17 protein-coding genes are annotated in these 20,074 nt (G+C 71.4%); 5 read left to right on the forward strand and 12 right to left on the reverse strand.

The window, feature by feature from the left end; all coding sequences use genetic code 11:
* Positions 1-11 precede the first annotated feature (11 nt).
* The 7 genes from E6O51_RS12795 to E6O51_RS12825 all read right to left on the reverse strand — a co-directional run bounded on the left by E6O51_RS12795 (position 12) and on the right by E6O51_RS12825 (position 8,325).
* Complete coding sequence (locus tag E6O51_RS12795; RefSeq protein WP_136385382.1) at positions 12-659, reverse strand: OmpA family protein; 648 nt, start codon at positions 657-659, stop codon at positions 12-14.
* A gap of 210 nt (positions 660-869) precedes the next feature.
* The gene (fba, locus tag E6O51_RS12800; RefSeq protein WP_136385383.1) at positions 870-1,916 is read right to left on the reverse strand and encodes a class II fructose-bisphosphate aldolase; all 1,047 of its coding nucleotides are present in this window, start codon (positions 1,914-1,916) and stop codon (positions 870-872) included.
* A gap of 26 nt (positions 1,917-1,942) precedes the next feature.
* Entirely contained in the window at positions 1,943-3,205 is a 1,263-nt protein-coding gene (locus tag E6O51_RS12805) for a phosphoglycerate kinase (protein ID WP_330997915.1), read from the reverse strand.
* Positions 3,202-4,212 carry a type I glyceraldehyde-3-phosphate dehydrogenase gene (gap, locus tag E6O51_RS12810; RefSeq protein ID WP_136385384.1) on the reverse strand — a complete coding sequence of 337 codons (1,011 nt, stop codon included), beginning with the start codon at positions 4,210-4,212 and terminating at the stop codon, positions 3,202-3,204. Before gap ends, E6O51_RS12805 begins: the two co-directional genes overlap by 4 nt.
* 103 nt (positions 4,213-4,315) lie before the next feature.
* Complete coding sequence (gene tkt / locus E6O51_RS12815; protein ID WP_136385385.1) at positions 4,316-6,340, reverse strand: transketolase; 2,025 nt, start codon at positions 6,338-6,340, stop codon at positions 4,316-4,318.
* Between the two features lie 11 nt (positions 6,341-6,351).
* Positions 6,352-7,230, reverse strand: coding sequence for a phosphoribulokinase (locus E6O51_RS12820; RefSeq protein ID WP_136385386.1), 879 nt, complete (start codon positions 7,228-7,230; stop codon positions 6,352-6,354).
* 21 nt (positions 7,231-7,251) lie between these two features.
* Positions 7,252-8,325, reverse strand: coding sequence for a class 1 fructose-bisphosphatase (locus E6O51_RS12825; RefSeq protein ID WP_136385387.1), 1,074 nt, complete (start codon positions 8,323-8,325; stop codon positions 7,252-7,254).
* Between the two features lie 103 nt (positions 8,326-8,428).
* Here E6O51_RS12825 and E6O51_RS12830 point away from each other — a divergent pair, with 103 nt between their 5' ends.
* Positions 8,429-9,349, forward strand: a complete 921-nt coding sequence (locus E6O51_RS12830) for a LysR family transcriptional regulator (RefSeq protein ID WP_136385388.1) — start codon at positions 8,429-8,431, stop codon at positions 9,347-9,349.
* A gap of 7 nt (positions 9,350-9,356) precedes the next feature.
* On the opposite strand, the gene E6O51_RS12835 is transcribed toward E6O51_RS12830, so the two are convergent.
* The 5 genes from E6O51_RS12835 to pyk all read right to left on the reverse strand — a co-directional run bounded on the left by E6O51_RS12835 (position 9,357) and on the right by pyk (position 14,521).
* Positions 9,357-9,767, reverse strand: a complete 411-nt coding sequence (locus tag E6O51_RS12835) for a gamma-glutamylcyclotransferase family protein (protein ID WP_136385389.1) — start codon at positions 9,765-9,767, stop codon at positions 9,357-9,359.
* Between the two features lie 3 nt (positions 9,768-9,770).
* Positions 9,771-10,439, reverse strand: a complete 669-nt coding sequence (locus tag E6O51_RS12840) for a hypothetical protein (protein ID WP_136385390.1) — start codon at positions 10,437-10,439, stop codon at positions 9,771-9,773.
* Between the two features lie 267 nt (positions 10,440-10,706).
* Positions 10,707-11,771 carry a class II fructose-bisphosphate aldolase gene (fba, locus tag E6O51_RS12845; RefSeq protein WP_136385391.1) on the reverse strand — a complete coding sequence of 355 codons (1,065 nt, stop codon included), beginning with the start codon at positions 11,769-11,771 and terminating at the stop codon, positions 10,707-10,709.
* A 166-nt stretch (positions 11,772-11,937) separates the two neighbouring features.
* Positions 11,938-12,960, reverse strand: a complete 1,023-nt coding sequence (locus E6O51_RS12850) for a peptidoglycan-binding protein (protein WP_136385392.1) — start codon at positions 12,958-12,960, stop codon at positions 11,938-11,940.
* Between the two features lie 103 nt (positions 12,961-13,063).
* The gene (gene pyk / locus E6O51_RS12855) at positions 13,064-14,521 is read right to left on the reverse strand and encodes a pyruvate kinase (RefSeq protein ID WP_136385393.1); all 1,458 of its coding nucleotides are present in this window, start codon (positions 14,519-14,521) and stop codon (positions 13,064-13,066) included.
* 157 nt (positions 14,522-14,678) lie between these two features.
* Between pyk and E6O51_RS12860 the strand changes: the two genes are divergently transcribed.
* The 4 genes from E6O51_RS12860 to E6O51_RS12875 all read left to right on the forward strand — a co-directional run bounded on the left by E6O51_RS12860 (position 14,679) and on the right by E6O51_RS12875 (position 20,009).
* Positions 14,679-15,119 carry a hypothetical protein gene (locus E6O51_RS12860; RefSeq protein WP_136385394.1) on the forward strand — a complete coding sequence of 147 codons (441 nt, stop codon included), beginning with the start codon at positions 14,679-14,681 and terminating at the stop codon, positions 15,117-15,119.
* Between the two features lie 198 nt (positions 15,120-15,317).
* Entirely contained in the window at positions 15,318-16,934 is a 1,617-nt protein-coding gene (locus E6O51_RS12865; RefSeq protein WP_168735264.1) for a FecR family protein, read from the forward strand.
* The gene (locus E6O51_RS12870) at positions 16,931-18,859 is read left to right on the forward strand and encodes a sensor histidine kinase (RefSeq protein WP_168735265.1); all 1,929 of its coding nucleotides are present in this window, start codon (positions 16,931-16,933) and stop codon (positions 18,857-18,859) included. The genes E6O51_RS12865 and E6O51_RS12870 overlap by 4 nt, the downstream gene beginning before the upstream one ends.
* A gap of 391 nt (positions 18,860-19,250) precedes the next feature.
* Complete coding sequence (locus E6O51_RS12875) at positions 19,251-20,009, forward strand: response regulator transcription factor (RefSeq protein WP_136385397.1); 759 nt, start codon at positions 19,251-19,253, stop codon at positions 20,007-20,009.
* The last annotated feature ends 65 nt before the right edge of the window (positions 20,010-20,074 follow it).

Below are 20,074 nucleotides of genomic sequence, written 5' to 3' on the forward strand. Positions count from 1 at the left end.
GCGGCCGCAGCCTACTGCTGCTCGGGAACGATCAGGATTTCCACGCGGCGGTTCTGCGCGCGGCCGGCGGCGGTGCTGTTGTCGGCGATGGGGCGGCTCAGGCCGTAGCCCACGGCGATCAGGCGGTTGGCCTCCACGCCCTGCTGGATGAGGTAGCTGCGCACGCTGGCGGCGCGGTTTTCCGACAGGGTCTGGTTGTAGGACGCGGCGCCGGTGGAGTCCGTGTGGCCTTCCACCTGCACCACGGTGCCGGGGTACTGGCGGATGCTGCCGGCGAGCTGGCCCAGCACCGGGCGGAACTGGGGCTTCACGTCGGCCCGGTTGGTGTCAAAGGTGATGTTCTCCGGCGCCTGCAGGCGGATGGTGTCGCCCTGGCGGCTCACCTCCACGCCGCTGCCTTCCATCTGGCGGCGCAGTTCGGCTTCCTGCTTGTCCATCTGGCGGCCGATCAGGCCGCCCACGGTGGCGCCCACGGCGGCGCCGATCAGCGCGCCCTTGGTGCGGTCGCTGCGGCTCGACACCACGCCGCCGAGCACGGCGCCCGCGCCCGCGCCGATGGTGGCGCCGGTGGCGGTCTTGGCGTGTTCGCCGGTGTAGGGGTTGGAGGCGCAGGCGCTCAGCATGACGGCGGCGACGGAGGCGACGATCAGCTTGTTCATGGTTTTCTCCTCGGGCTGGTTCGCAATGCGGGTTGGACGTGAAAGGGCCCCAATGGTGCAACGGGCCGGCTGGCCGGGGTAGCCCGCGCCGGGGGGCAATTTGTAAGGGCGTGTCAGCAGCGCAGCATCATACCCGCCCGCCGCAAAAAAAAGCCCGCCCCTCTGCGGAGGGCGGGCCAAGGCCTGAAGTCAGGCAGGGAGCGGTGGGGCTCAGCCGCCTTCGGCGTAGCGGCGCGCCAGCGCGGCGAGGGGTTGCGGCCTGATGCGCGCGGCCTGGCCGGCGCAGCCGAAGGCCTCGAAGCGGGCGCGGCAGATGTCGCGCGCGGCCGCGGTGGCGGCGCGGAACACCTTGCGCGGGTCGAATTCCTTGCGGTCCTCGTGGAGCAGGCGGCGCATGGCGCCCGTCATGGCCAGGCGCAGGTCGGTGTCGATGTTCACCTTGCGCACGCCGTTGCGGATGCCCGCGACGATGGCCTCCACCGGCACGCCGTAGGTCTCGCCGATCTCGCCGCCGTGCTCGCGGATGATGGCCAGCCACTCCTGCGGCACGCTGGAGGAGCCGTGCATGACCAGATGGGTGTCGGGAATGCGCTGGTGGATGGCGGCGATGCGGGCGATGTCCAGGATGTCGCCGGTGGGCGGGCGGGTGAACTTGTAGGCCCCATGGCTGGTGCCGATGGCCACCGCCAGCGCGTCCACGCCGGTGGCGGCGACGAAGTCCGCGGCCTGGGTCGGGTCGGTGAGCATCTGGCCGTGGTCCAGCGCGCCTTCCGCGCCCACACCGTCCTCCTCGCCCGCGCGGCCGGTTTCCAGCGATCCCAGGCAGCCCAGCTCGCCTTCCACCGACACGCCCACCGCGTGGGCCATCTCCACCACGCGGCGGGTGATGGCCACGTTGTAGGCGTAGCTCGCGGGGGTCTTCATGTCCTCCTTCAGCGAGCCGTCCATCATCACGCTGGTGAAGCCGGAGCGGATCGCCTGCTGGCATACGGCGGGGCTGGCGCCGTGGTCCTGGTGCAGGCAGACGGGGATGTCCGGCCATTCCTCCACCGCCGCGGCCACCATGTGGCGCAGGAAGGCCTCGCCCGCGTAGCCGCGGGCGCCGGCCGAGGCCTGCAGGATGACCGGGCTGGCCGTCTCCGCGGCGGCCTGCATGATGGCGTGGATCTGTTCCATGTTGTTGATGTTGAAGGCCGGCACGCCGTAGCCGTGTTCGGCGGCGTGGTCCAGCAACTGGCGCAGGGCGATCATCGCCATGGGGGCTCCTCCGTGTGTGTCCGGGCTCAGGCGGCCTCGGGTTCGTTTTCGAAGCGCGGCACCGGGACGATGCGCCGGCTGTTGGGCAGCGCGCGGGCGCGCAGGGCGGCCACCGCGGGCAGTTCGCGGCCTTCGAGGAATTCCAGGAAGGCGCCGCCGCCGGTGGAGACGTAGTCGATGCGTTCGCCCACGCCGAAGGCCGCGATGGCGGCCAGGGTGTCGCCGCCGCCGGCGATGGAATGGGCCGGGCTGGCGGCGACGGCCTCGGCCAGCGCACGGGTGCCGGCGGCAAAGGGGGCGAGTTCGAACACGCCCAGCGGGCCGTTCCACACGATGGTGCCGGCCGCGGCCAGCACGCCGGCCAGCGCGGCGCGGCTGGCCGGGCCCACGTCCAGGATCATCTCGCCGGGCGGCACCGCGGAAGTGGCGCGCACCGTCCCCCGGGCATCGGCCGCGCAGCGTCCGGCGGTGACCACGTCCTCCGGCAGCCACAGCCGTGCGCCGCGCCGGGCGAGGCGCTGCTCCACGCGGGCGGCGGCGTCCAGCAGGGCGGGCTCGAACAGGGACGTGCCCACCGGCCCGCCGCGGGCGGCGAGGAAGGTATTGGCGATGCCGCCGCCGGCCACCAGTACGTCCACGCGGTCGGCCAGTGTCTCCAGCACGCCGAGCTTGGTGGACACCTTGGCGCCGCCGACGATGGCCACCAGCGGACGGGCCGGGCCGGCCAGCGCGTGGCCGAGGGCATCCAGCTCCGCGGCCATCAGCGGGCCGGCGCAGGCGGCGGGGGCGGCCAGGGCCAGGGCGTGGGTGGTGCATTCGGCGCGGTGGGCGGCGCCGAAGGCGTCATTGACGTAGAGGTCGATCCAGCTCGCGATGCAGGCGGCGAGCCGCGGGTCGTCGGCCTTCTCGCCCCGGTTGCCGCGGCAGTTTTCCAGCAGCACCGCGTCGCCCGGCGCCACCTCGAAGGCGCCGCCCACCCAGTCGCACACCAGGGGCACCGGACGGCCGAGTAGTTCCGCCAGGCGCGCGGCCACCGGGGCGAGGGTGTCCTGCGCGCCCAGCGCGCCTTCCCGCGGGCGGCCCAGGTGGGAGGCGAGCATGACCGCCGCGCCGGATTGCAGGCACAGGCGGATGCCGGGCAGGGCGGCGCGGATGCGGCTGTCGTCGGCGATGCCCCCGTCGGCGGCCAGCGGCACGTTGAAGTCGGCGCGGATGAACACGCGCTGGCCGCGCAGGCGGCCGTCGCGGGCGAAGTCTTCCAGGCGCAGGAAGGCGGGCGTGCCCATCATGCGGCCTCCATCATCGCCACCGCGGTGTCCAGCATGCGGTTGGAGAAACCCCATTCGTTGTCGTACCAGGCGGTGACCTTGACCAGGTCGCCCTCCACCCGGGTCAGGGTGGCGTCGAAGATGCTGGAATGGGGGTCGTGGTTGAAGTCGCAGGACACCAGGGGCAGGTCGTTCACCGCCAGGATGCCGTGCAGGGCGCCGTGGGCGGCTTCGCGCACCAGGTCGTTCACCTCGGTCACGCTGGTCGGCCGGCCGGCGAGGAAGGTGAAGTCGGTGAAGGACACGTTGGGCGTGGGCACGCGCACGGCGAAGCCGTCCAGCTTGCCCGCCAGCTCCGGCAGCACCAGACCCACCGCGGCGGCGGCCCCGGTGCGGGTGGGGATCATGGACAGGGTGGCGCTGCGGGCGCGGCGCAGGTCGGCGTGGTGGACGTCGATCAGCACCTGGTCGTTGGTGTAGGAATGCACCGTGGTCATCAGCCCGCGCACGATGCCCAGCGGGCGGTGCAGGGCCCAGGCCAGCGGCGCCAGGCAGTTGGTGGTGCAACTGGCGTTGGACACCACCCGGTGTTCCCGGCGCAGGGTCTGGTGGTTGACGCCGTACACGATGGTGGCATCCACGTCGGCGCCGCCGGGGGCGGAGATCAGCACCCTGGCCGCGCCCGCGTCCAGGTGGGCGGCGGCCCTGGCCTTGGTGGTGAAAAGGCCCGTGCATTCCAGCACCACGTCGATGCCCAGGTCGCCCCAGGGCAGGCGGGCCGGGTCGCGCTCGGCGAACACGCGGATGGGCCGGCCGTCCACCGTGAGGCGGTCGGCGCCGACTTCGATGGAATGGGGGAAGGGGCCGTGCACGCTGTCGTAGCGGGTCAGGTGGGCGTTGGTCTGGGCGTCGCCCAGGTCGTTGATGGCGACGATCTCGACCGGGTGGCGGCGGCCGTTCTCGAAGTGGGCGCGCAGCACGTTGCGTCCGATGCGGCCGTAGCCGTTGATGGCGACTCTGAAGGTCACGTCTGTCTCCTCTCGGATGGTAGGTAAGGGAAATTCACCGGCCGCATCGCGGGCAAGCCCGCTCCTACCGTGGCGTAGGAGCGGGCTTGCCCGCGATCGGCGTCTAGAGGAGCCGGCGGGCGGTGTCGGCCACCCGTTCGGCGGTGAAGCCGAAGAGGGCGGCGAGATCCGACGCAGGCGCGGATTCGCCGAAGCGGTCGATGCCCACCACGGCGGCGCGGGGCGCGCCGGCCAGGTATTTCCACCAGAAGTCCGGCTGGGCCGCCTCCACCGCGACGCGGGGCACGCCCGGCGGCAGCACGGCGGCGCGCCAGGCGGCGTCCTGGCGGTCGAAGGCGGCGGTGCAGGGCATGGACACCACGCGCACGGGAATGCCGTCGGCCTGCAGGAGGCCGCGGGCCTCCACGGCCAGGGCGATCTCGGAGCCGGTGGCGATCAGCACCAGCGCCGGCCTGGCGCCGGCCGTCTCGGCCAGCACGTAGCCGCCGCGGGCGATGTCTTCGAGCTGGTCGATGGTGCGCGGCTGGTGGGGCAGGTTCTGGCGCGAGAGGGCGAGCAGGGCGGGGCCGCGGCGCTGCACCGCGGCGTTCCAGGCGGCCTGGGCTTCCACCGCGTCGCAGGGGCGCCATACGTCCAGGCCGGGAATCAGGCGCAGGCTGGGCAGGTGTTCCACGGGCTGGTGGGTGGGGCCGTCCTCGCCCAGGCCGATGGAGTCGTGGGTCATGACGTAGACCACGCGCTGGCCGAGCAGCGCGCTCATGCGGATGGCGTTGCGGGCGTAGTCGGAGAACACCAGGAAGGTGGCGCCGAAGGGCAGGAAGCCGCCGTGCAGGGCGATGCCGTTGAGCGCCGCGGCCATGCCGAATTCCCGCACGCCCCAGTTGATGTGGCGGCCGGGCTGGTCGGCGCGCACGGCGCCGCAGCCGGGCCAGTCGGTGAGGTTGGAATGGGTGAGGTCGGCCGAACCGCCCAGCAGCTCCGGCAGCGCCCGGGCCAGCCGGGCGATGGCGTGCTGGCTGGCCTTGCGGGTGGCGACGGTGGCGGCGTCCTTGTCCACGCCGCGCAGGATGGCGTGCGCCAGCACCTGGAAGCCCACCGGCAGCCGGCCCGCCGTGCGGCGCTCGAACTCGGCCGCGGCCTCGGGCCAGGCGGTGCGGTAGGCCTCGAAGATGGTGTGCCAGGCGGCGCGGCGCTCGGCGCCCGCGGCGCGGGCGTCCATGGCGGCGCGCACTTCCTCGGGAACCTCGAAAGGATCGTGGGGCCAGCCCAGTTCCTCCCGGGTGGCGGCCACCTCGTCCTCGCCCAGCGGGGCGCCGTGCACGTCCGCCGTGCCGGCCCGCACCGGGCTGCCGCGGCCTATAGTGGTGCGGCAGCAGATCAGCGTGGGGCCGGCGTCCTTTTCCGCGTTGGCCAGCGCCTTGCGGATGGCCCGGTCCACCGCGGCCACGTCGTGGCCGTCCACCGCCTCGACGACGTTCCAGCCGTAGGCCATGAAGCGGGCCGGGGTGTCGTCGGCGAACCAGCCGGCGACGTTGCCGTCGATGGAGATGCGGTTGTCGTCCCACAGGGCGATGAGCTTCGAGAGGCGCTGCACGCCGGCGAAGGAGGCCGCCTCGTGGCTGAGGCCTTCCATCAGGCAGCCGTCGCCCAGGAAGACCCAGGTGCGGTGGTCCACGATGTCGCAGCCCGGGCGGTTGAATTCCCGCGCCAGCAGCTTCTCTGCGAGTGCCATGCCGACCGCGTTGGCGAAGCCCTGGCCCAGCGGCCCGGTGGTGGTCTCCACGCCGGGTGTGAGGCCGTGTTCCGGGTGGCCGGGAGTCTTGCTGTGCAACTGGCGGAAGCGCTTCAACTCGTCCAGGGGCAGGTCGTAGCCGGTGAGGTGCAGCAGGCCGTAGAGCAGCATGGAGCCGTGGCCGTTGGAGAGCACGAAGCGGTCCCGGTCGGCCCAGGCGGGGTCGGCCGGGTCGTGCCTGACGTGGCGGGTCCACAGGGCGACGGCGATTTCGGCCATGCCCATGGGCATGCCGGGGTGGCCGGATTTGGCCTGCTCCACGGCGTCGATGGCGAGAAAGCGCAGCGCGTTGGCGCACAGGGTGTCCATGGCGGCGGTTTCGATGCGCATGTTCATGGGCGGTCTCCTCAGAGCAGCTTCTTGCGCCGCTCGACGAGGCGCCAGATGAAGGGGGTGAAGATGAGCTGCATCGCCAGTTCCATCTTTCCGCCCGGCACCACGATGGTGTTGGCGCGGCTCATGAAGGAGCGGTCGATCATGTTCAGCAGGTAGGGGAAGTCGATGCCCTTGGGGTTGGCGAAGCGGATCACCACCATGCTCTCGTCGGCCGTCGGCACCGCGCGGGCGATGAAGGGGTTGGAGGTGTCCACCATGGGCACGCGCTGGAAATTCACGTGGGTGCGGGCGAACTGGGGACAGATGTAGTGCACGTAGTCGTGCATGCGGCGCAGGATGGTGTCGGTGACCGCCTCGGTGGAGTAGCCGCGCAGGCTCTTGTCCCGGTGCAGCTTCTGGATCCATTCCAGGTTCACCACCGGCACCACGCCGATCAGGAGATCCGGGTAGCGGGCCACGTCGGCCGTCTCGGTGACCACGGCGCCGTGCAGGCCCTCGTAGAACAGCAGGTCGCTGCCGGGCGGCAGCTCTTCCCAGGGGGTGAAGGTGCCGGGCTGCTGGCCGTAGGGTTCGGCTTCTTCCGCGTTGTGCAGGTACTTGCGGCGCCTGCCGCGGCCGCTTTCGGCATAGTCGCGGAAGAGCCGTTCCAGTTCCTCGAACAGGTTGGCCTCGGGGCCGAAGTGGGAGAAGTGCGAGAGCTGGCCGCCGGCTTCGAATTCGGCCATTTTCTCGCGCATGGCCACGCGGTCGTAGGCGTGGAAGCTGTCGCCCTCGATCACCGCGGCGCTCACGCCCTCGCGGCGGAAGATTTCCTCGAAGGTGCGCTGCACGGTGCTGGTGCCCGCGCCGGACGAGCCAGTGATGGCGACGATGGGGTGGCGCTCGGACATGGCGTCCTCCTGGACCGGGGGTCAGTGCTGCAGGAACAGGCTGCGGTCGTGGAACAGGGGCAGCTCCGTGTCCGGCACGGCGGCGGGTTCCGCGTGGTAGCGTTCGATGCGCTCGACTTCCTCCCGCGAGCCGAACACGAAGCCGATGCGCTGGTGCAGGGCCTCGGGTGGCACGGCGAGGAGCGGGCGGTCGCCGGTGGAGGCGCGTCCGCCGGCCTGCTCGACGATCATGCCGATGGGGTTGCATTCGTAGAGCAGGCGCAGCCGCCCCGGCCTGGCCGGGTCCTTGCGGTCGCGGGGGTAGAGGAAGACGCCGCCGCGCATCAGGATGCGGTGGGTCTCGGCCACCAGGGAGGCGATCCAGCGCATGTTGAAGTCCTCCCCCCGCGGCCCGGTGCGTCCGGCCAGGCATTCGTCCACGTAGCGGCGCACCGGCGGCTCCCAGAAGCGGGCGTTGGAGGCGTTGATGGCGAACTCGCGGGTGGATTCGGGGATGCGGATGTCCGGGTGGGTGAGGAAGAACTCGCCCAGGATGGGGTCCAGCGTGAAGCCGGCCACGCCGTCGCCCACGGTCAGCACCAGCATCGTCGAAGGGCCGTAGATGGCGTAGCCGGCGGCCACCTGGCGCTCGCCGGGCTGCAGGAAGTCGGCGGTGTCGGCGTCCTCGCCCGGCACGGGTGCGCGCAGCACGGAGAAGATCGAACCCACGGCCACGTTCACGTCGGTGTTGGACGAGCCGTCCAGCGGGTCGAAGGCCAGCAGGTACTTGCCGCGCCCGTTGCCCGCGGGCAGGGGGATGGGTTCCTCGTTCTCCTCCGACACCATGCCGGCCAGGTCGCCGCCCCAGTGGGTGGCGCGCAGGAAGATTTCGTCGGCCAGCACGTCCAGCTTCTTCTGCGTCTCGCCCTGCACGTTCTCGCGTTCCAGGCTGCCGAGCACGCCGGCCAGCGCGCCGTGCGCCACCGCGCGGGAGATCGCCTTGCAGGCCTGGGCGACCTGCAGCAGCAGGGCGTTGAGTTCGCCGGTGGCGCCCGGATGGCGGCGGCGCTGGGTGATCAGGTATTCGGTGAGGGTGGTGCGCTCGATGGAAAACATGCCGATGTCCCCGCCTTGTTTATCGTTGTCGTGACAGGAGAGTAAGTATTTGGTGAAATAAGCACCAATGATGTTTTTTGCGAGTTTTAGATAAGGAATCCTGATGAAACTTGCCCAGCGCACCACCCTGCGCCAGTTGCGCGCCCTCGTCGCGCTGGCCGACAGCGGCAGCTTCACCCAGGCCGCGCGCGTGCTGCACCTGACCCAGCCGGCAGTGTCCATGCAGGTGCGCGAACTGGAAGCCGTCGTCGGCCAGGTGCTGGTGGACGGCCGGCGGGAGGTGCGTCTCACCAACGCCGGCGAACTGCTGGTGCGCCGTGCGCGGGAGGCGCTGGCGGCGCTGGAACTGGCCGAGGTGGAGATGAAGGCCATGAGCGGCGTGGCGGCCGGCACGCTGGACGTGGTGGCGATCACCACGGCGGAATACTTCGTGCCCCACCTGCTGGCGGAATTCGGCCGGCGCTACCCGGACATCGGCTTCCGCCTGACGGTGAACAACCGGGAAGCGGTTTACGAGCAGCTCAGGGAGCAGCGCGTGGATCTGGCCATCATGGGCACGCCGCCGCGCGGCCTGCCGCTGCGCCGCATTCCCTTCGCGCCCCATCCGCTGAGCTTCGTCGCCGCGCCGGACCACCCCCTGGCGGGGCGGCGCCACATCCCGCCCGCCGCCCTGGCCGGCGAGCGCCTGCTGCTGCGCGAACGGGGCTCGGGCACGCGCAGCAACCTGGAGCGCTTCCTGCGCGCCCACGGCGTCAAGGCGCTGCGCGCGGACGAGATGGGCAGCAACGAGACGCTCAAGCAGGCGGCCATGGCGGGCATGGGGGTGGCCTTCCTGTCCCACCACACCTTCGCCATGGAACTGGAGAGCGGCCGGCTGGTGCGCCTGGACGTGCAGGACACCCCGGTGGTGCGGGAATGGAACGTGCTGGTGCACGCCGACCGCCCGCCCACGCCGGCGCTGGAGGCGCTGCTGGATTTCCTGCAGGCGGAGGGGGCCGAACGCATGCGCGCGGTCGGCGGGTGAGCGGCCTCTACAGCCGCCGGAAGCCCAGGTAGCGGGCCTGGAAGCGGGCCTTGCCGTGGGCGAGGAAGGCGTCGAAGTCCCATTCGCCGGGCAGCAGCAGATGGGCGTGGGCGGGGCGGAAGACGTAGGTCTGGGCGGGCACGCGGCTGCCGTCGGGCAACGTGACTTCCACGGGGCTGCGCTCGTACATCTCGCCCTCGAAGGCGTCCAGCCGCTGCAACGCCGTGGCGTCGAGCCCGCGGTAGAGCAGGCCGCTCACGCTGGCGCCGGGGCTGGATACGATGGCGGGGTAGGCCTCGTCGCGCACCGGGTGGCGCGCGTAGCCGTGCAGCACGGCCGGCGCGGCGGGGAAGGCGGCGCCGGCCACGGGCGTCATGATGTCCCCGCACATCAGCGAGCCGTAGGCGAAGCAGTCCATGCCCTAAGCTTCCTGCCAGGCCTTGATCAACGGGTCCCGGTGGGCGGCGAGCTGGGCCACGCTGACCTCGATCACCGGGCCGCTCAGGGTGTGGCCGGCGCAGATGCCTTCCAGCCGGACGCCGGTGCCGAGGGGTTCGACCGCGATGGCGCCCTGGTTGGCCTGCAGCCGGTTCTGGCGGTCGCGCTCGCCGATGAGCACGCTGCCGTTGGTGAGGTTGAGCTTGCCTTCGAGCTGGGCCGGGCTGCCGGAGGTGAGCCTGGCGGCCACCGTGCACGGCACCATGCGGTAGTCGTTGACCAGCTTCAGGGCCTGGCGGCGCAGGTAGCGCTGCAGTTCGTCGGGGGCTTCGGGCAGCTTGCCCTGGGCGCTGCGGGCGAGCTGTTCGAGTTCCGCGTCGGTCAGGTGCGGCGCCGCCGCGACCAGGGCCTCCCGCGCCAGCGGGCGGGCGGCGAGAGAGGTCGCCGACAGATGGCAGTGGTGGCCGACGACGCTGGCGCCGGCCTTGGCGAGCTGCTTGCCGGCGATGGTGGGCAGGCCCTGCACGACCATGGTCCCCAGCATCTCGCTGAAGGTCTTGCACAGGGCCTCGTGGTCCAGTTCCAGCAGGCGCTCGGGGGCGGCGATGTCGAGGTCGAAGGTGAGCTGCAGCTTGACGTTGGCCTTGGACATGCCGGGGGCTCGCAGGGTGGTCGGTCGGGAGAGCCCCGATTATGTGTCAATTCCGGGGCGGCGTGCCATTCCGGCAGGGCTTTCCCCCTCTCCCCCAACCCCCGCTCCGCGCCCCGGCTCTGTGGCCTGCCGGCCACAGAGCGCTCCGGCGGGCGAAGCGGTGCTTCGCTTTTCCGCCTCCGCCCCGCGAGGGGAGAGGGGAGAAAAGATCAGGCCGTTCACCTGACTGAACCGTATTGGCCCCTGGGGCGCGTCGGACGGGCGACCTCAGCGCACGATCTGCGCCAGTTCGCCGGCCTTGTAGCGCGCGGCGATCTTGTCCAGCGCCACGGCCTTGATGCGGCTGGCCTGGCCGGCGCTGCCGAAAGCCTCGAAGCGCGCCTTGCACACCAGCTTGGCGGCTTCGCGGGCCGGCTTGAGGTATTCGCGCGGATCGAACTTGGAGGGGTTTTCGGCGAGGAACTTGCGGATGGCGCCGGTCATGGCCAGGCGGATGTCGGTGTCGATGTTGACCTTGCGCACGCCGTACTTGATGCCCTGGACGATCTCCTCCACCGGCACGCCGTAGGTCTCCTTCATGTCGCCGCCGTACTGGCGGATGATGGCCAGCAGTTCCTGGGGCACCGAGGACGAGCCGTGCATGACCAGGTGGGTGTTGGGGATGCGGGCGTGGATGGCCTTGATGCGGTCGATGGCGAGGATGTCGCCGGTGGGCTTGCGGGTGAACTTGTAGGCGCCGTGGCTGGTGCCGATGGCGATGGCGAGCGCGTCGCAGTCGGTGGCCTTGACGAAGTCGGCGGCCTGGTCCGGGTCGGTGAGGAGCGCGCTGTGGTCCAGCTTGCCTTCGGCGCCGATGCCGTCTTCCTCGCCGGCCATGCCGGTCTCCAGCGAACCGAGACAGCCCAGCTCGGCTTCCACGGTGACGCCGATGGCGTGGGAGAACTTCACCACCTCGCGGGTCACTGCCACGTTGTAGTCGTAGGAGGAGGGCGTCTTGCCGTCTTCCAGCAGGGAGCCGTCCATCATCACGCTGGAGAAGCCGGAGCGGATCGCCCCCATGCACACCGCGGGCGACTGGCCGTGGTCCTGGTGCATGACGACGGGGATGTGGGGGTAGGCTTCGACGGCGGCGTCGATGAGGTGGCGCAGGAAGGCTTCGCCGGCGTATTTGCGCGCCCCCGCGGAGGCCTGCATGATGACCGGGCTGTCGGTTTCGGCGGCGGCTTCCATGATGGCCTGGACCTGTTCCAGGTTGTTCACGTTGAACGCGGGCAGGCCGTAGCCGTGCTCCGCGGCGTGGTCGAGAAGCTGGCGCATGGAAACGAGGGGCATTGTTTTCTCCGTACGGGGCCGTGGAGGCCCGGGCAGTTCAGTCGTAGACCGCGCATTGTAGCGTTTCCGTTCCGCGGGTGGCCCGCCGCCGGACAGGAAAACGGCCCGCGCGAAGGCGGGCCGTCCGGAGCCGCGGGATGCGACGGGCGCCGTTCGGCGCCGCCGCTTATCTCAGCAATTCGGCCTGGGTGGCCGCGTCGAGGCGGCCGGTGATGGGCAGGTTGCGGTCGGCCTGGAACTGCTGCAGGGCGGCGCGGGTCTTGGAGCCCATCTTGCCGTCCGGCGTGCCGACGTCGAAGCCGAGCTGGTTGAGCTTGGACTGGGCGTCGCGCAGGCCGATCTTGCCGCCCGAATAGCCGGTCTGTTGCGTGCCGCCGTCCACGCCGAGGCGGCCGCCCGTGCCGAGGCCGCGGTCGCCCATGCTCTGGGCGGTGTAGTTGCGCACCGCGCGCACGAGCTGGTTGTAGGAATCCATGAAAGCGCCGGCGATCACCTTGCCCTGCGGAGTCTTGGTGTAGCCGCCCAGTCCGCCGGCCGCGCTGCCGCCGGCGAGCAGGCCGCCGAAACCGAAGTCGGTGTTCTTGGCGCTGCCCTCGGCCACGCCCACCTGCACGCCGGAACGGTTGTCCACCAGGGTCAGCAGGGTGGCGGCCTCGTTGGTTTTCATGCTGCCGACGATGGCGCCCAGCACGCCGCCGCCCACCGCGCCGGCCGCCGCGCCCAGGCCGCCGGTGCCGCGTTCGCTGAACAGGACTTCGGGCGACAGCGAGTAGTCCGCGCTGACCATCTGGCCTTTGCCGAAGTTGCTGCCGGACCGCAGTTCGCCGCTTTGCTGCAGGGCGCGTTCCTGGGCCATGTTGGCCATGGCGCGGCCGCGTTCGACGACGATGAAGCAGTTCGACTGCTGGATCAGCAGGCGCAGCACCGGAACGGTGGAGGTCAGCCGGTACTGGCCGGTGAGGTGGCGGAACCAGTCGGCGGTCTGGTCCTCGACCACGGCGATGGTGCCGAAGGGGCGGTCGCAGCGTTCGAGATCGGAGCTGGCGTTTTCCGCATTGGCGCCGCCCGCGGCGCCCGTGGCGACGGTCTTGGCGCTGGAGTCACCCATGCTCACAGGCATGGAACCGAGACAACCCGCCAAAGGAACCGTCAGGGTGGCGAGCGCAAGAAGTTTGAGTTTGTCGTTCATTGCTTGGACTCCGGGGCGAATGGTTGCTGAACCGGCCATACGGATCATGGCGGCGAATATGGTAGCCGAATGAATGTGGAGCGAGCGCCAGATGCTTCACACTTCACGCCGCGCCGGCTTCGCACCCCTGCGGCGCGGGGTGGTCGCCCACGCGCACGATCTTCAGCGTATTGGTGCCGCCCGTGGCGCCGATCGGTTCGCCTATGGTGAGCACGATCAGGTCGCCGCGGGTCACCACGCCCTGGTCGAGCAGCAGGCTTTCGGCCTCCCACAGCAGCACGTCGCGATCATTGTGGTGCTGGCTCATCAGCAACGGAAAGACCTCCCGGTAAAGCGTCATCTGGTTGCGGGTGGCGGCCTCCGGGGTGAGGGCGTAGATCGGCACGCCGCTGTTGAGGCGGCTCATCCACAGGGCGGTGGAACCGGTCTGGGTGAGGGAGGCGATGGCCTTGACCTTGAGGTGGTAGGCGGTCCAGATGGCGGCCATGGCGATGGATTGGTCGATGCGCGTGAACACCTGGTCCAGCACCTCCCGGTCCAGCGTGACCTCGGCGGATTTTTCCGCTTCCAGGCACACCCGGCTCATGGCCTCGACCACTTCCACCGGGTACTGGCCCGAGGCGGTCTCGGCCGACAGCATCACCGCGTCGGTGCCGTCGAGCACGGCGTTGGCCACGTCCGACACCTCGGCGCGGGTCGGCACCGGGCTCGCGATCATGGATTCCATCATCTGGGTGGCGGTGATGGTGAGCTTGTTGCGCTCGCGCGCGGCGCGGATCATGCGCTTCTGCAGCGCGGGCACCGCGGCGTCGCCCACTTCCACCGCCAGGTCGCCGCGCGCCACCATGATGCCGTCCGAAGCTTCGAGGATCTCCGCCAGGTTGGCTACCGCCTCGGTGCGCTCGATCTTGGCGATCAGCAGCGCCTCGCCGCCGGCCGCGCGCATCAACTGGCGGGCCATGTACATGTCGGCGGCGCTCTTGGGGAAGGATACGGCGAGAAAGTCCACGCCGATGCGTGCCGCAGTGCGGATGTCCTCCATGTCCTTGGCGGTCAGCGCCGGCGCGGTGAGGCCGCCGCCCTGGCGGTTGATGCCCTTGTTGTTGGACAGCTCGCCGCCCACGCGCACCACGGTATGAATTTCGTGGCCCTGCACGTGCTCGACCACGAGCTTGAGGCGGCCGTCGTCGAGCAGCAGAGTGTCGCCCGGCTTTACATCCCGGGGCAGATCCTTGTAATCCAGCCCCACCCGCCCGGCATCGCCGAGCGCGCAGCGCGCATCCAGAATGAATGCCGCGTCCTTGTGCAGGGTGACCCGCCCCTCGGCAAACTTGCCGACGCGGATCTTGGGCCCCTGCAGGTCGGCGAGGATGCCCACCGGGCGGCGGACGCGGGCGGAAGCCTCGCGGATCGTGTTGGCTCGCGCCACGTGGTCTTCCGCGCTGCCGTGGGAGAAATTCATGCGTACCACGTCGATTCCGGCATGCACCATGCGTTCGAGCACGGCGGCATCGGATGACGCGGGGCCGAGGGTGGCGACGATCTTGGTGTGGCGCGGCATGCTGTCTCCTTGTAATCGTTTGGTATGTACGGGGCGCCCGTGCGGCATCCGGATGCATGCCCGGAAGATTCTAGCCGAGGGCGTTCGGCGCGGGGTAACGCCGCATCCGGCATGTTCCGTGCTTCTTATCAAAAAGTAAGCACCGGGGAGAATATGCATGGAAAGCGTGGCGGTGATCGTTCTGCTCGCGGCGGCGGGCCTCCTGTTCTACGTCCGCACGCGTGCGGGCGGGGAAGAGGGGAGCGGGGAGGAGGCGCCTCCCCCCCTCGGCGAGCACGGGCCGTCTTTTCACGCGGTGGAGGTCCGTGCCGCGCGCGATGGCGGGTGCGAGATGGTGCGGGCCTTGCGGGGCATCCGTTTCCTGTCGACGGAAGCGCCGCCGATTCCGCTGCCCTCGTGCTCGCGCGGGCGCTGCGCCTGCTTCTACGTGCATCACGAGGATCGGCGCAGCGGCCAGCGGCGCGATCCGCGCGCGCAGGCGCACTACCTGGCCGATGGCGATCGCCGGGGCTCGTCCGGGCGGCGTGCCCTGGATCAGGCGCTGTACGGCACGCCGGACGCCGGGACCAGCAGCCCCACGGCGCATACGGGAGGGTAGGGACGACCCGCGGGCACGGCCGGATTCCGCTGCCCGCCGCGACACGTTGACTCACAAAGAATCACATTCAGGAAGCATCGCACGGTATCGGAACGCAAGCTTCGGTATAAGACCTTCGATATATAACGAACAGGATGTGCGCGCCGCCCGCAAGGCTGGGGGCGACGCCACCTCCGGGTCTTGTCCGAGGATACGCGCTTGAAGCCTCTCGTCCGTTTCGTTTCGATCCTGTCCTTGCTGCTGCTCGCTGCCGCGGCGGCGCGCGCCGCGGAGTGGAGCTACGTGGTCCGCCCCGGCGATACGCTGATCGGCATCGCCGAAAACTATCTCAGCCAGCCGGCGCGCTGGGGGCGCCTGCAGGCGCTCAACGAGGTAGCCGACCCCTTCCGCCTGATGCCGGGGACGCGGCTGCGCATCCCCGTCGCCTGGCTGCGGCGGGATGCGGCGGTGGCCACGGTGATCCACGTCCGGGGAAGCGTCCGCAGGGTGTCGCCGGAAGGAGAGGCGCCCGTGCGGGTCGGCGACCGCCTCGGCAGCGGCGAAACCCTGGCGTCGGCGGAAGACAGCAACGCCAGCCTGCGTTTCGTCGACGGCAGCCGCCTGCTGGTGTCCGAGGGCAGCCGCATCACGCTCGGCCGCATGGTGGAATATGGCGGCACCGGCATGGCGGAAACGACCATACGCCTGCACGGGGGCCAGATCGACAGCCGGGTGCAGCCGCAGCACCGGCCCGCCGCGCGCTACCGCATCGAGTCGGAGGCGCTCAACCTGGGCGTGCGCGGAACCGACTTCCGCGTGGCGGTGGGCGCCGACGGCGCGGCCCGCGGCGAGGTGAGCAGCGGACGGGTGCTCGCCACGGGCGGCCGGCGCACGGTGGGGCTGGACGCGGGCTACGGCACCGTGGCGCGCGCCGGGGAGGCGCCGGCGGCGCCGATCGCGCTGGCGCCGGCGCCGGCGCTCGATGGCCTGCCCCGGCGCGTCGAACTGCTGCCGCTGCGCTTTGCGTGGCCGGCGGGCGAAGGAAACACGGGCTGGCGCGTGCGGATCTTTCCGGAAGACGACGGCGATGCGCTGCTGGCGGACGAAGTCTCGTCCACGCCCTCGGTACAGTACGGCGACCTGCCGGACGGCCGCTATCGCCTGCTCGTGCGGGCGGTGGCCGGCAACGGCCTGGAGGGGCTGGACGGCGAGCACCGCTTCGAGATCGCCGCGCGGCCCGAGCCGCCGCTCATGACCGCACCGGCCGCGGGCGCCGTGCTGCGCGGGGGCGAGGCGACCCTGCGCTGGGCGCGGCCGCTCGGCATCGGCGCCTTCCGCCTGCAGGTGGCGGACGATCCGGCCTTTTCCCCGCCGCTGCGCGTGGACCTGGCCATCGACGCGGACACGCGGCATACCGTCCACCTGCCCGCCGGCGACTTCCACTGGCGCATCGCCAGCGTGATGCCGGACGGCCGTGCGGGGCCGTTCGGCCTGCCGCAGCCGTTCTCCGTGCGCCCGTTGCCGGAGGGGCCCGACGTGGGCGCGCCGGAAGAGGACGGGGAGGGCGTGCTGCTGCGCTGGCACGCGGGCGAACCGGATCTGAGCTTCCGCGTGCAGGTCGCCCGGGACGCGGCATTCGGCGAGCCGCTCGCCGACGAAAGGGTGGCCGAGCCGCAGTTCCGCCTGCCGCGCGGCGGGGGCGGCACCTACTTCGTGCGCGTCCAGGCCATCGACGGCAACGGCAACGCGGGGCCGTTCGGCCGCCCGCAGCAGATAGACTTTCCCGCCCCCGGGCCGTGGCCGCTCCTGCTCGTGGTACTGCTGATCGCGCTGTGAGCGTGCGGCGGCGGCTCGCCGGGCGTCTGCGGGCGTTCTCCCAGCGGTCCGGGGCGGTGCTGGGCCTCGCCCTGGCCGCCGCATGGCTGCTGGCGGCCACGCCGCCCGGCGTGCGCCTGGAACAGTGGCTGCAGGATGCCGCCCAGCGCCTGCTGGCGCCCGGGGAGCGCTTCGACGGCGTGCTCGTGGTCGAGATCGACGAAGCCTCGCTGGCCGAGCTGCGCCCCTGGCTGGGCCCATGGCCCTGGCCGCGGGACATCTACGCCACGGTGCTCGACTACCTGGCCGAACTGCAGGCGCGCACCGTGTTCGTCGACGTCCTGTTCGCCGATCCGCGCGCCGGGGACGAGGCCCTGCGGGAAGCGCTGGCGCGCAATCCCGGCGTGGTGCTGGCGGCCGGTGCGGTGCGCGAGCCGGTGCCCGGCGGGGCCGATGCCGCGCTGCTCGAACGCCTGGCCTGGCCGGTCGAACGGGGTGAAGGCGCGCCGCCGGCCTACGAATGGGCGGCGGCGGCCCTGCCGCGGCCCCTGCTGGAGGGGGCCGCAGCCTTGCCGCGGGTGGGGCTGATCGCCTTTCGCTACGACGGGGACGGGGTGCTGCGCCGCATACCGCTGCTCCACCGCATCGGCGATGCTCATCTGCCCTCCGCCGTGCTCGCCACCCTGCAGGGGGGGCAGGTCTCGCCGGTGTACAGCGAAGGGGGGGCGCTGCGCGTCGGCGAGCGGCGCTGGCCGGTCGACGCGCAGGGCGCGGTCGGCCTCGTCTTTCCTGCCAACGGCCATGCGCTGCCCACCGTGCCGCTGGCCGCGGTGGCCAAGGCCGCGCTGGGCCTGCCCGGCCACGCGCTCGATGCTGCGCAGGTGCGCGGGCGCACGGTGTTCATCGGCACCACGGCGCTGTTCTCGGACCACGTCAATACGCCGCGCGGCGTGCTCCACGGCGTGCATGTGATGGCCATCGCCCATGCCGCGCTGGAACAGGGGCACTATCACGTGCCGGCGCATGCGGGCTGGAACGCCGTCCTGCTGCTGATCGCGCTGCTGCCGGCGGTTGCGGCGCGGGGGGCGGGGCTGCGCCGGGTGGCCGTCGCCCTCGTTTGCACGCTGGCCTGTCTGGGCACCGTGTACTGGCTCCTCCTGTCCGTGCACCGGCAGGCGGTGCTGGCCGCGCCCCTGCTCACCGCCCTGGCGGGCGCGGCGGCGGCAGCACTGCACGCCTGGCGCCACCGCCTCGACGCGGCCCGCGTCGAGGCGCTCGACCAGGCCGAGCGGCAGCAGCACACCGTCGCGCTGGTCGCCCATGAGCTGAAGTCGCCGCTGGCGATCATCGACATGACGCTGCAGAACCTCGCCGGCGTCGGCGGGCTGCCGCCGGCGGTGCAACTGCGGCACCAGAAGATACGGCGCGCCAGCCGCCGCCTGCTGGCGCTCATCGAGACGAACCTGGCCGAGGACCGGCTGCGCACGCAAGGGGTGCCGCGCATGGAGGCCGTCGACTTGGCGGAGGTGGTCGAGGAGGTCGTGCGCGCCGCCGATACGCCCGCGCTCACCGTCGAACGGGAGAGCACCGGCGCGCCGGTCGTCGCCGGCGACCGGGAGATGCTGCGGGTGGCGTGCGTGAATCTGGTCGGCAATGCGATCAAGTATTCCCCGCCGGACGCGCCGGTGCGCGTGACCCTGGCGCGCCACGGCGGGGAGGTGGAACTGCGCGTCGCCGACCGCGGCTGCGGCATCGCCGCGGAGGACCAGGCGCGCATCTTCGAGCCCTACGTGCGCGTGCAGGGGCGGCAGCAGCCGGGCAGCGGCCTGGGGCTCGCGCTGGTGCGCCGGATCGTCGAGCATCACGGCGGCACCGTCGGGGTGCGCAGCGCGCCGGGCGAGGGGGCCGTCTTCGTCGTCCGGCTGCCCGCGGCCGCGCCGGACTAAGCACGCCGCGCAATGGCGCGCCGGCGGGCCAATACGGTTCAGTCAAGCCCGGCAAAGCCCCTCTCCCCTCGTGGGAGAGGGGTTGGGGAGAGGGGGCGTACCAGATCGCCATGAACAGCCTTACGCCCCTGCGGGGCGCCCCCTCTCCCCGGCCCTCTCCCGCAAGGGGAGAGGGAGCAGGAACTCAATACGGTTTGCGTAACTGAACCGTATTGGTGCCGGCGGGCGGCATTTTGCTGCTGTCGATGAAATACGTCACGCTGGCGATGGGATCCGCCGGGAGCAGGGCAGGGGACTGCGGCAGAATACCTCGTTGCGCCCGCCCGGTCTGCGGCGTTGCGCCCGACCGACGAACCATGAGCGGCCTACGGCAGTGAGCAGCGAAACCTTCATGCAGGGAGACAGTCGCGACGCGATCCGGAGGATGGGGGCCGGCGTGCGCGTGTGCATGGTCGAGGACGACGCGGACCTGCGCGACGAACTGCTGTTCGGCCTCGGCGAATACGGCTTCTCGGTACGGGGTTTCCCCGGCTCGCGGGAGCTCTACCTCGGGCTGCTGAACGAACCCTGCGACGTCGTCATCGTCGATATCGGCCTGCCGGGGGAGGACGGCTTTTCGGTGACGGCGTCGCTCAAGGCGATCGGCGGGGTCGGCGTGGTCCTGCTGACGTCGCGGCGCTCGGTGGAAGACCGCGTCAGGGCGTTGCTGGAGGGGGGCGACGCCTACCTGGTGAAGCCCATCGATCTGCGCGAACTCGCGGCGACGCTGCTGTGCGTGCACCGGCGCGTCGCCGGGAGCCCGGCGGAACGCCCGGCGGCGGACCCGCCGCCACCGCCGCCCGCCGCTGCCGGCGCGGCGCGATGGTCCCTGTCCGTCGACGGCTGGATGCTGATGGCGCCGTCCGGCCACGGCGTATCGCTGACCGCCTCCGAGCGCCTGCTCATGGCCTGCCTGTTCGACCACCCGAACGAGGCGGTCCGCCGCGAGGTGCTGATCGAGGCCCTCGGCCACCGTTCCGACTACTACCTGAATCATCGCCTGGACATGCTGGTGAGCCGGCTGCGCAGCAAGGTGAAGCAGGAAACCGGCTGCGTGCTGCCCCTGCGCGCGGTGCGGGCGGTCGGTTTCGTGCTCTCCTGCAACGTCTGACGGGGGCGTCCCCTCCCAGGCGGGTGTGACGTCCGTCACGCCCTTTGGTGAGCGGCGGTGAGTAA

The organism is Pseudothauera rhizosphaerae (assembly GCF_004801305.1).
GTDB lineage: Bacteria > Pseudomonadota > Gammaproteobacteria > Burkholderiales > Rhodocyclaceae > Pseudothauera > Pseudothauera rhizosphaerae.

Excerpts from the sequence above, each read along its gene's own strand:
- E6O51_RS12795 (WP_136385382.1), bottom strand. The coding sequence starts at position 659 with ATGAACAAGCTGATCGTCGCCTCCGTCGCCGCCGTCATGCTGAGCGCC.
- fba (WP_136385383.1), bottom strand. The coding sequence starts at position 1,916 with ATGGCGATGATCGCCCTGCGCCAGTTGCTGGACCACGCCGCCGAACAC.
- E6O51_RS12805 (WP_330997915.1), bottom strand. The coding sequence starts at position 3,205 with ATGATGGGCACGCCCGCCTTCCTGCGCCTGGAAGACTTCGCCCGCGAC.
- tkt (WP_136385385.1), bottom strand. The coding sequence starts at position 6,340 with ATGAACATGCGCATCGAAACCGCCGCCATGGACACCCTGTGCGCCAAC.
- E6O51_RS12820 (WP_136385386.1), bottom strand. The coding sequence starts at position 7,230 with ATGTCCGAGCGCCACCCCATCGTCGCCATCACTGGCTCGTCCGGCGCG.
- E6O51_RS12825 (WP_136385387.1), bottom strand. The coding sequence starts at position 8,325 with ATGTTTTCCATCGAGCGCACCACCCTCACCGAATACCTGATCACCCAG.
- E6O51_RS12830 (WP_136385388.1), top strand. The coding sequence starts at position 8,429 with ATGAAACTTGCCCAGCGCACCACCCTGCGCCAGTTGCGCGCCCTCGTC.
- E6O51_RS12835 (WP_136385389.1), bottom strand. The coding sequence starts at position 9,767 with ATGGACTGCTTCGCCTACGGCTCGCTGATGTGCGGGGACATCATGACG.
- E6O51_RS12840 (WP_136385390.1), bottom strand. The coding sequence starts at position 10,439 with ATGTCCAAGGCCAACGTCAAGCTGCAGCTCACCTTCGACCTCGACATC.
- fba (WP_136385391.1), bottom strand. The coding sequence starts at position 11,771 with ATGCCCCTCGTTTCCATGCGCCAGCTTCTCGACCACGCCGCGGAGCAC.
- E6O51_RS12850 (WP_136385392.1), bottom strand. The coding sequence starts at position 12,960 with ATGAACGACAAACTCAAACTTCTTGCGCTCGCCACCCTGACGGTTCCT.
- pyk (WP_136385393.1), bottom strand. The coding sequence starts at position 14,521 with ATGCCGCGCCACACCAAGATCGTCGCCACCCTCGGCCCCGCGTCATCC.
- E6O51_RS12860 (WP_136385394.1), top strand. The coding sequence starts at position 14,679 with ATGGAAAGCGTGGCGGTGATCGTTCTGCTCGCGGCGGCGGGCCTCCTG.
- E6O51_RS12875 (WP_136385397.1), top strand. The coding sequence starts at position 19,251 with ATGCAGGGAGACAGTCGCGACGCGATCCGGAGGATGGGGGCCGGCGTG.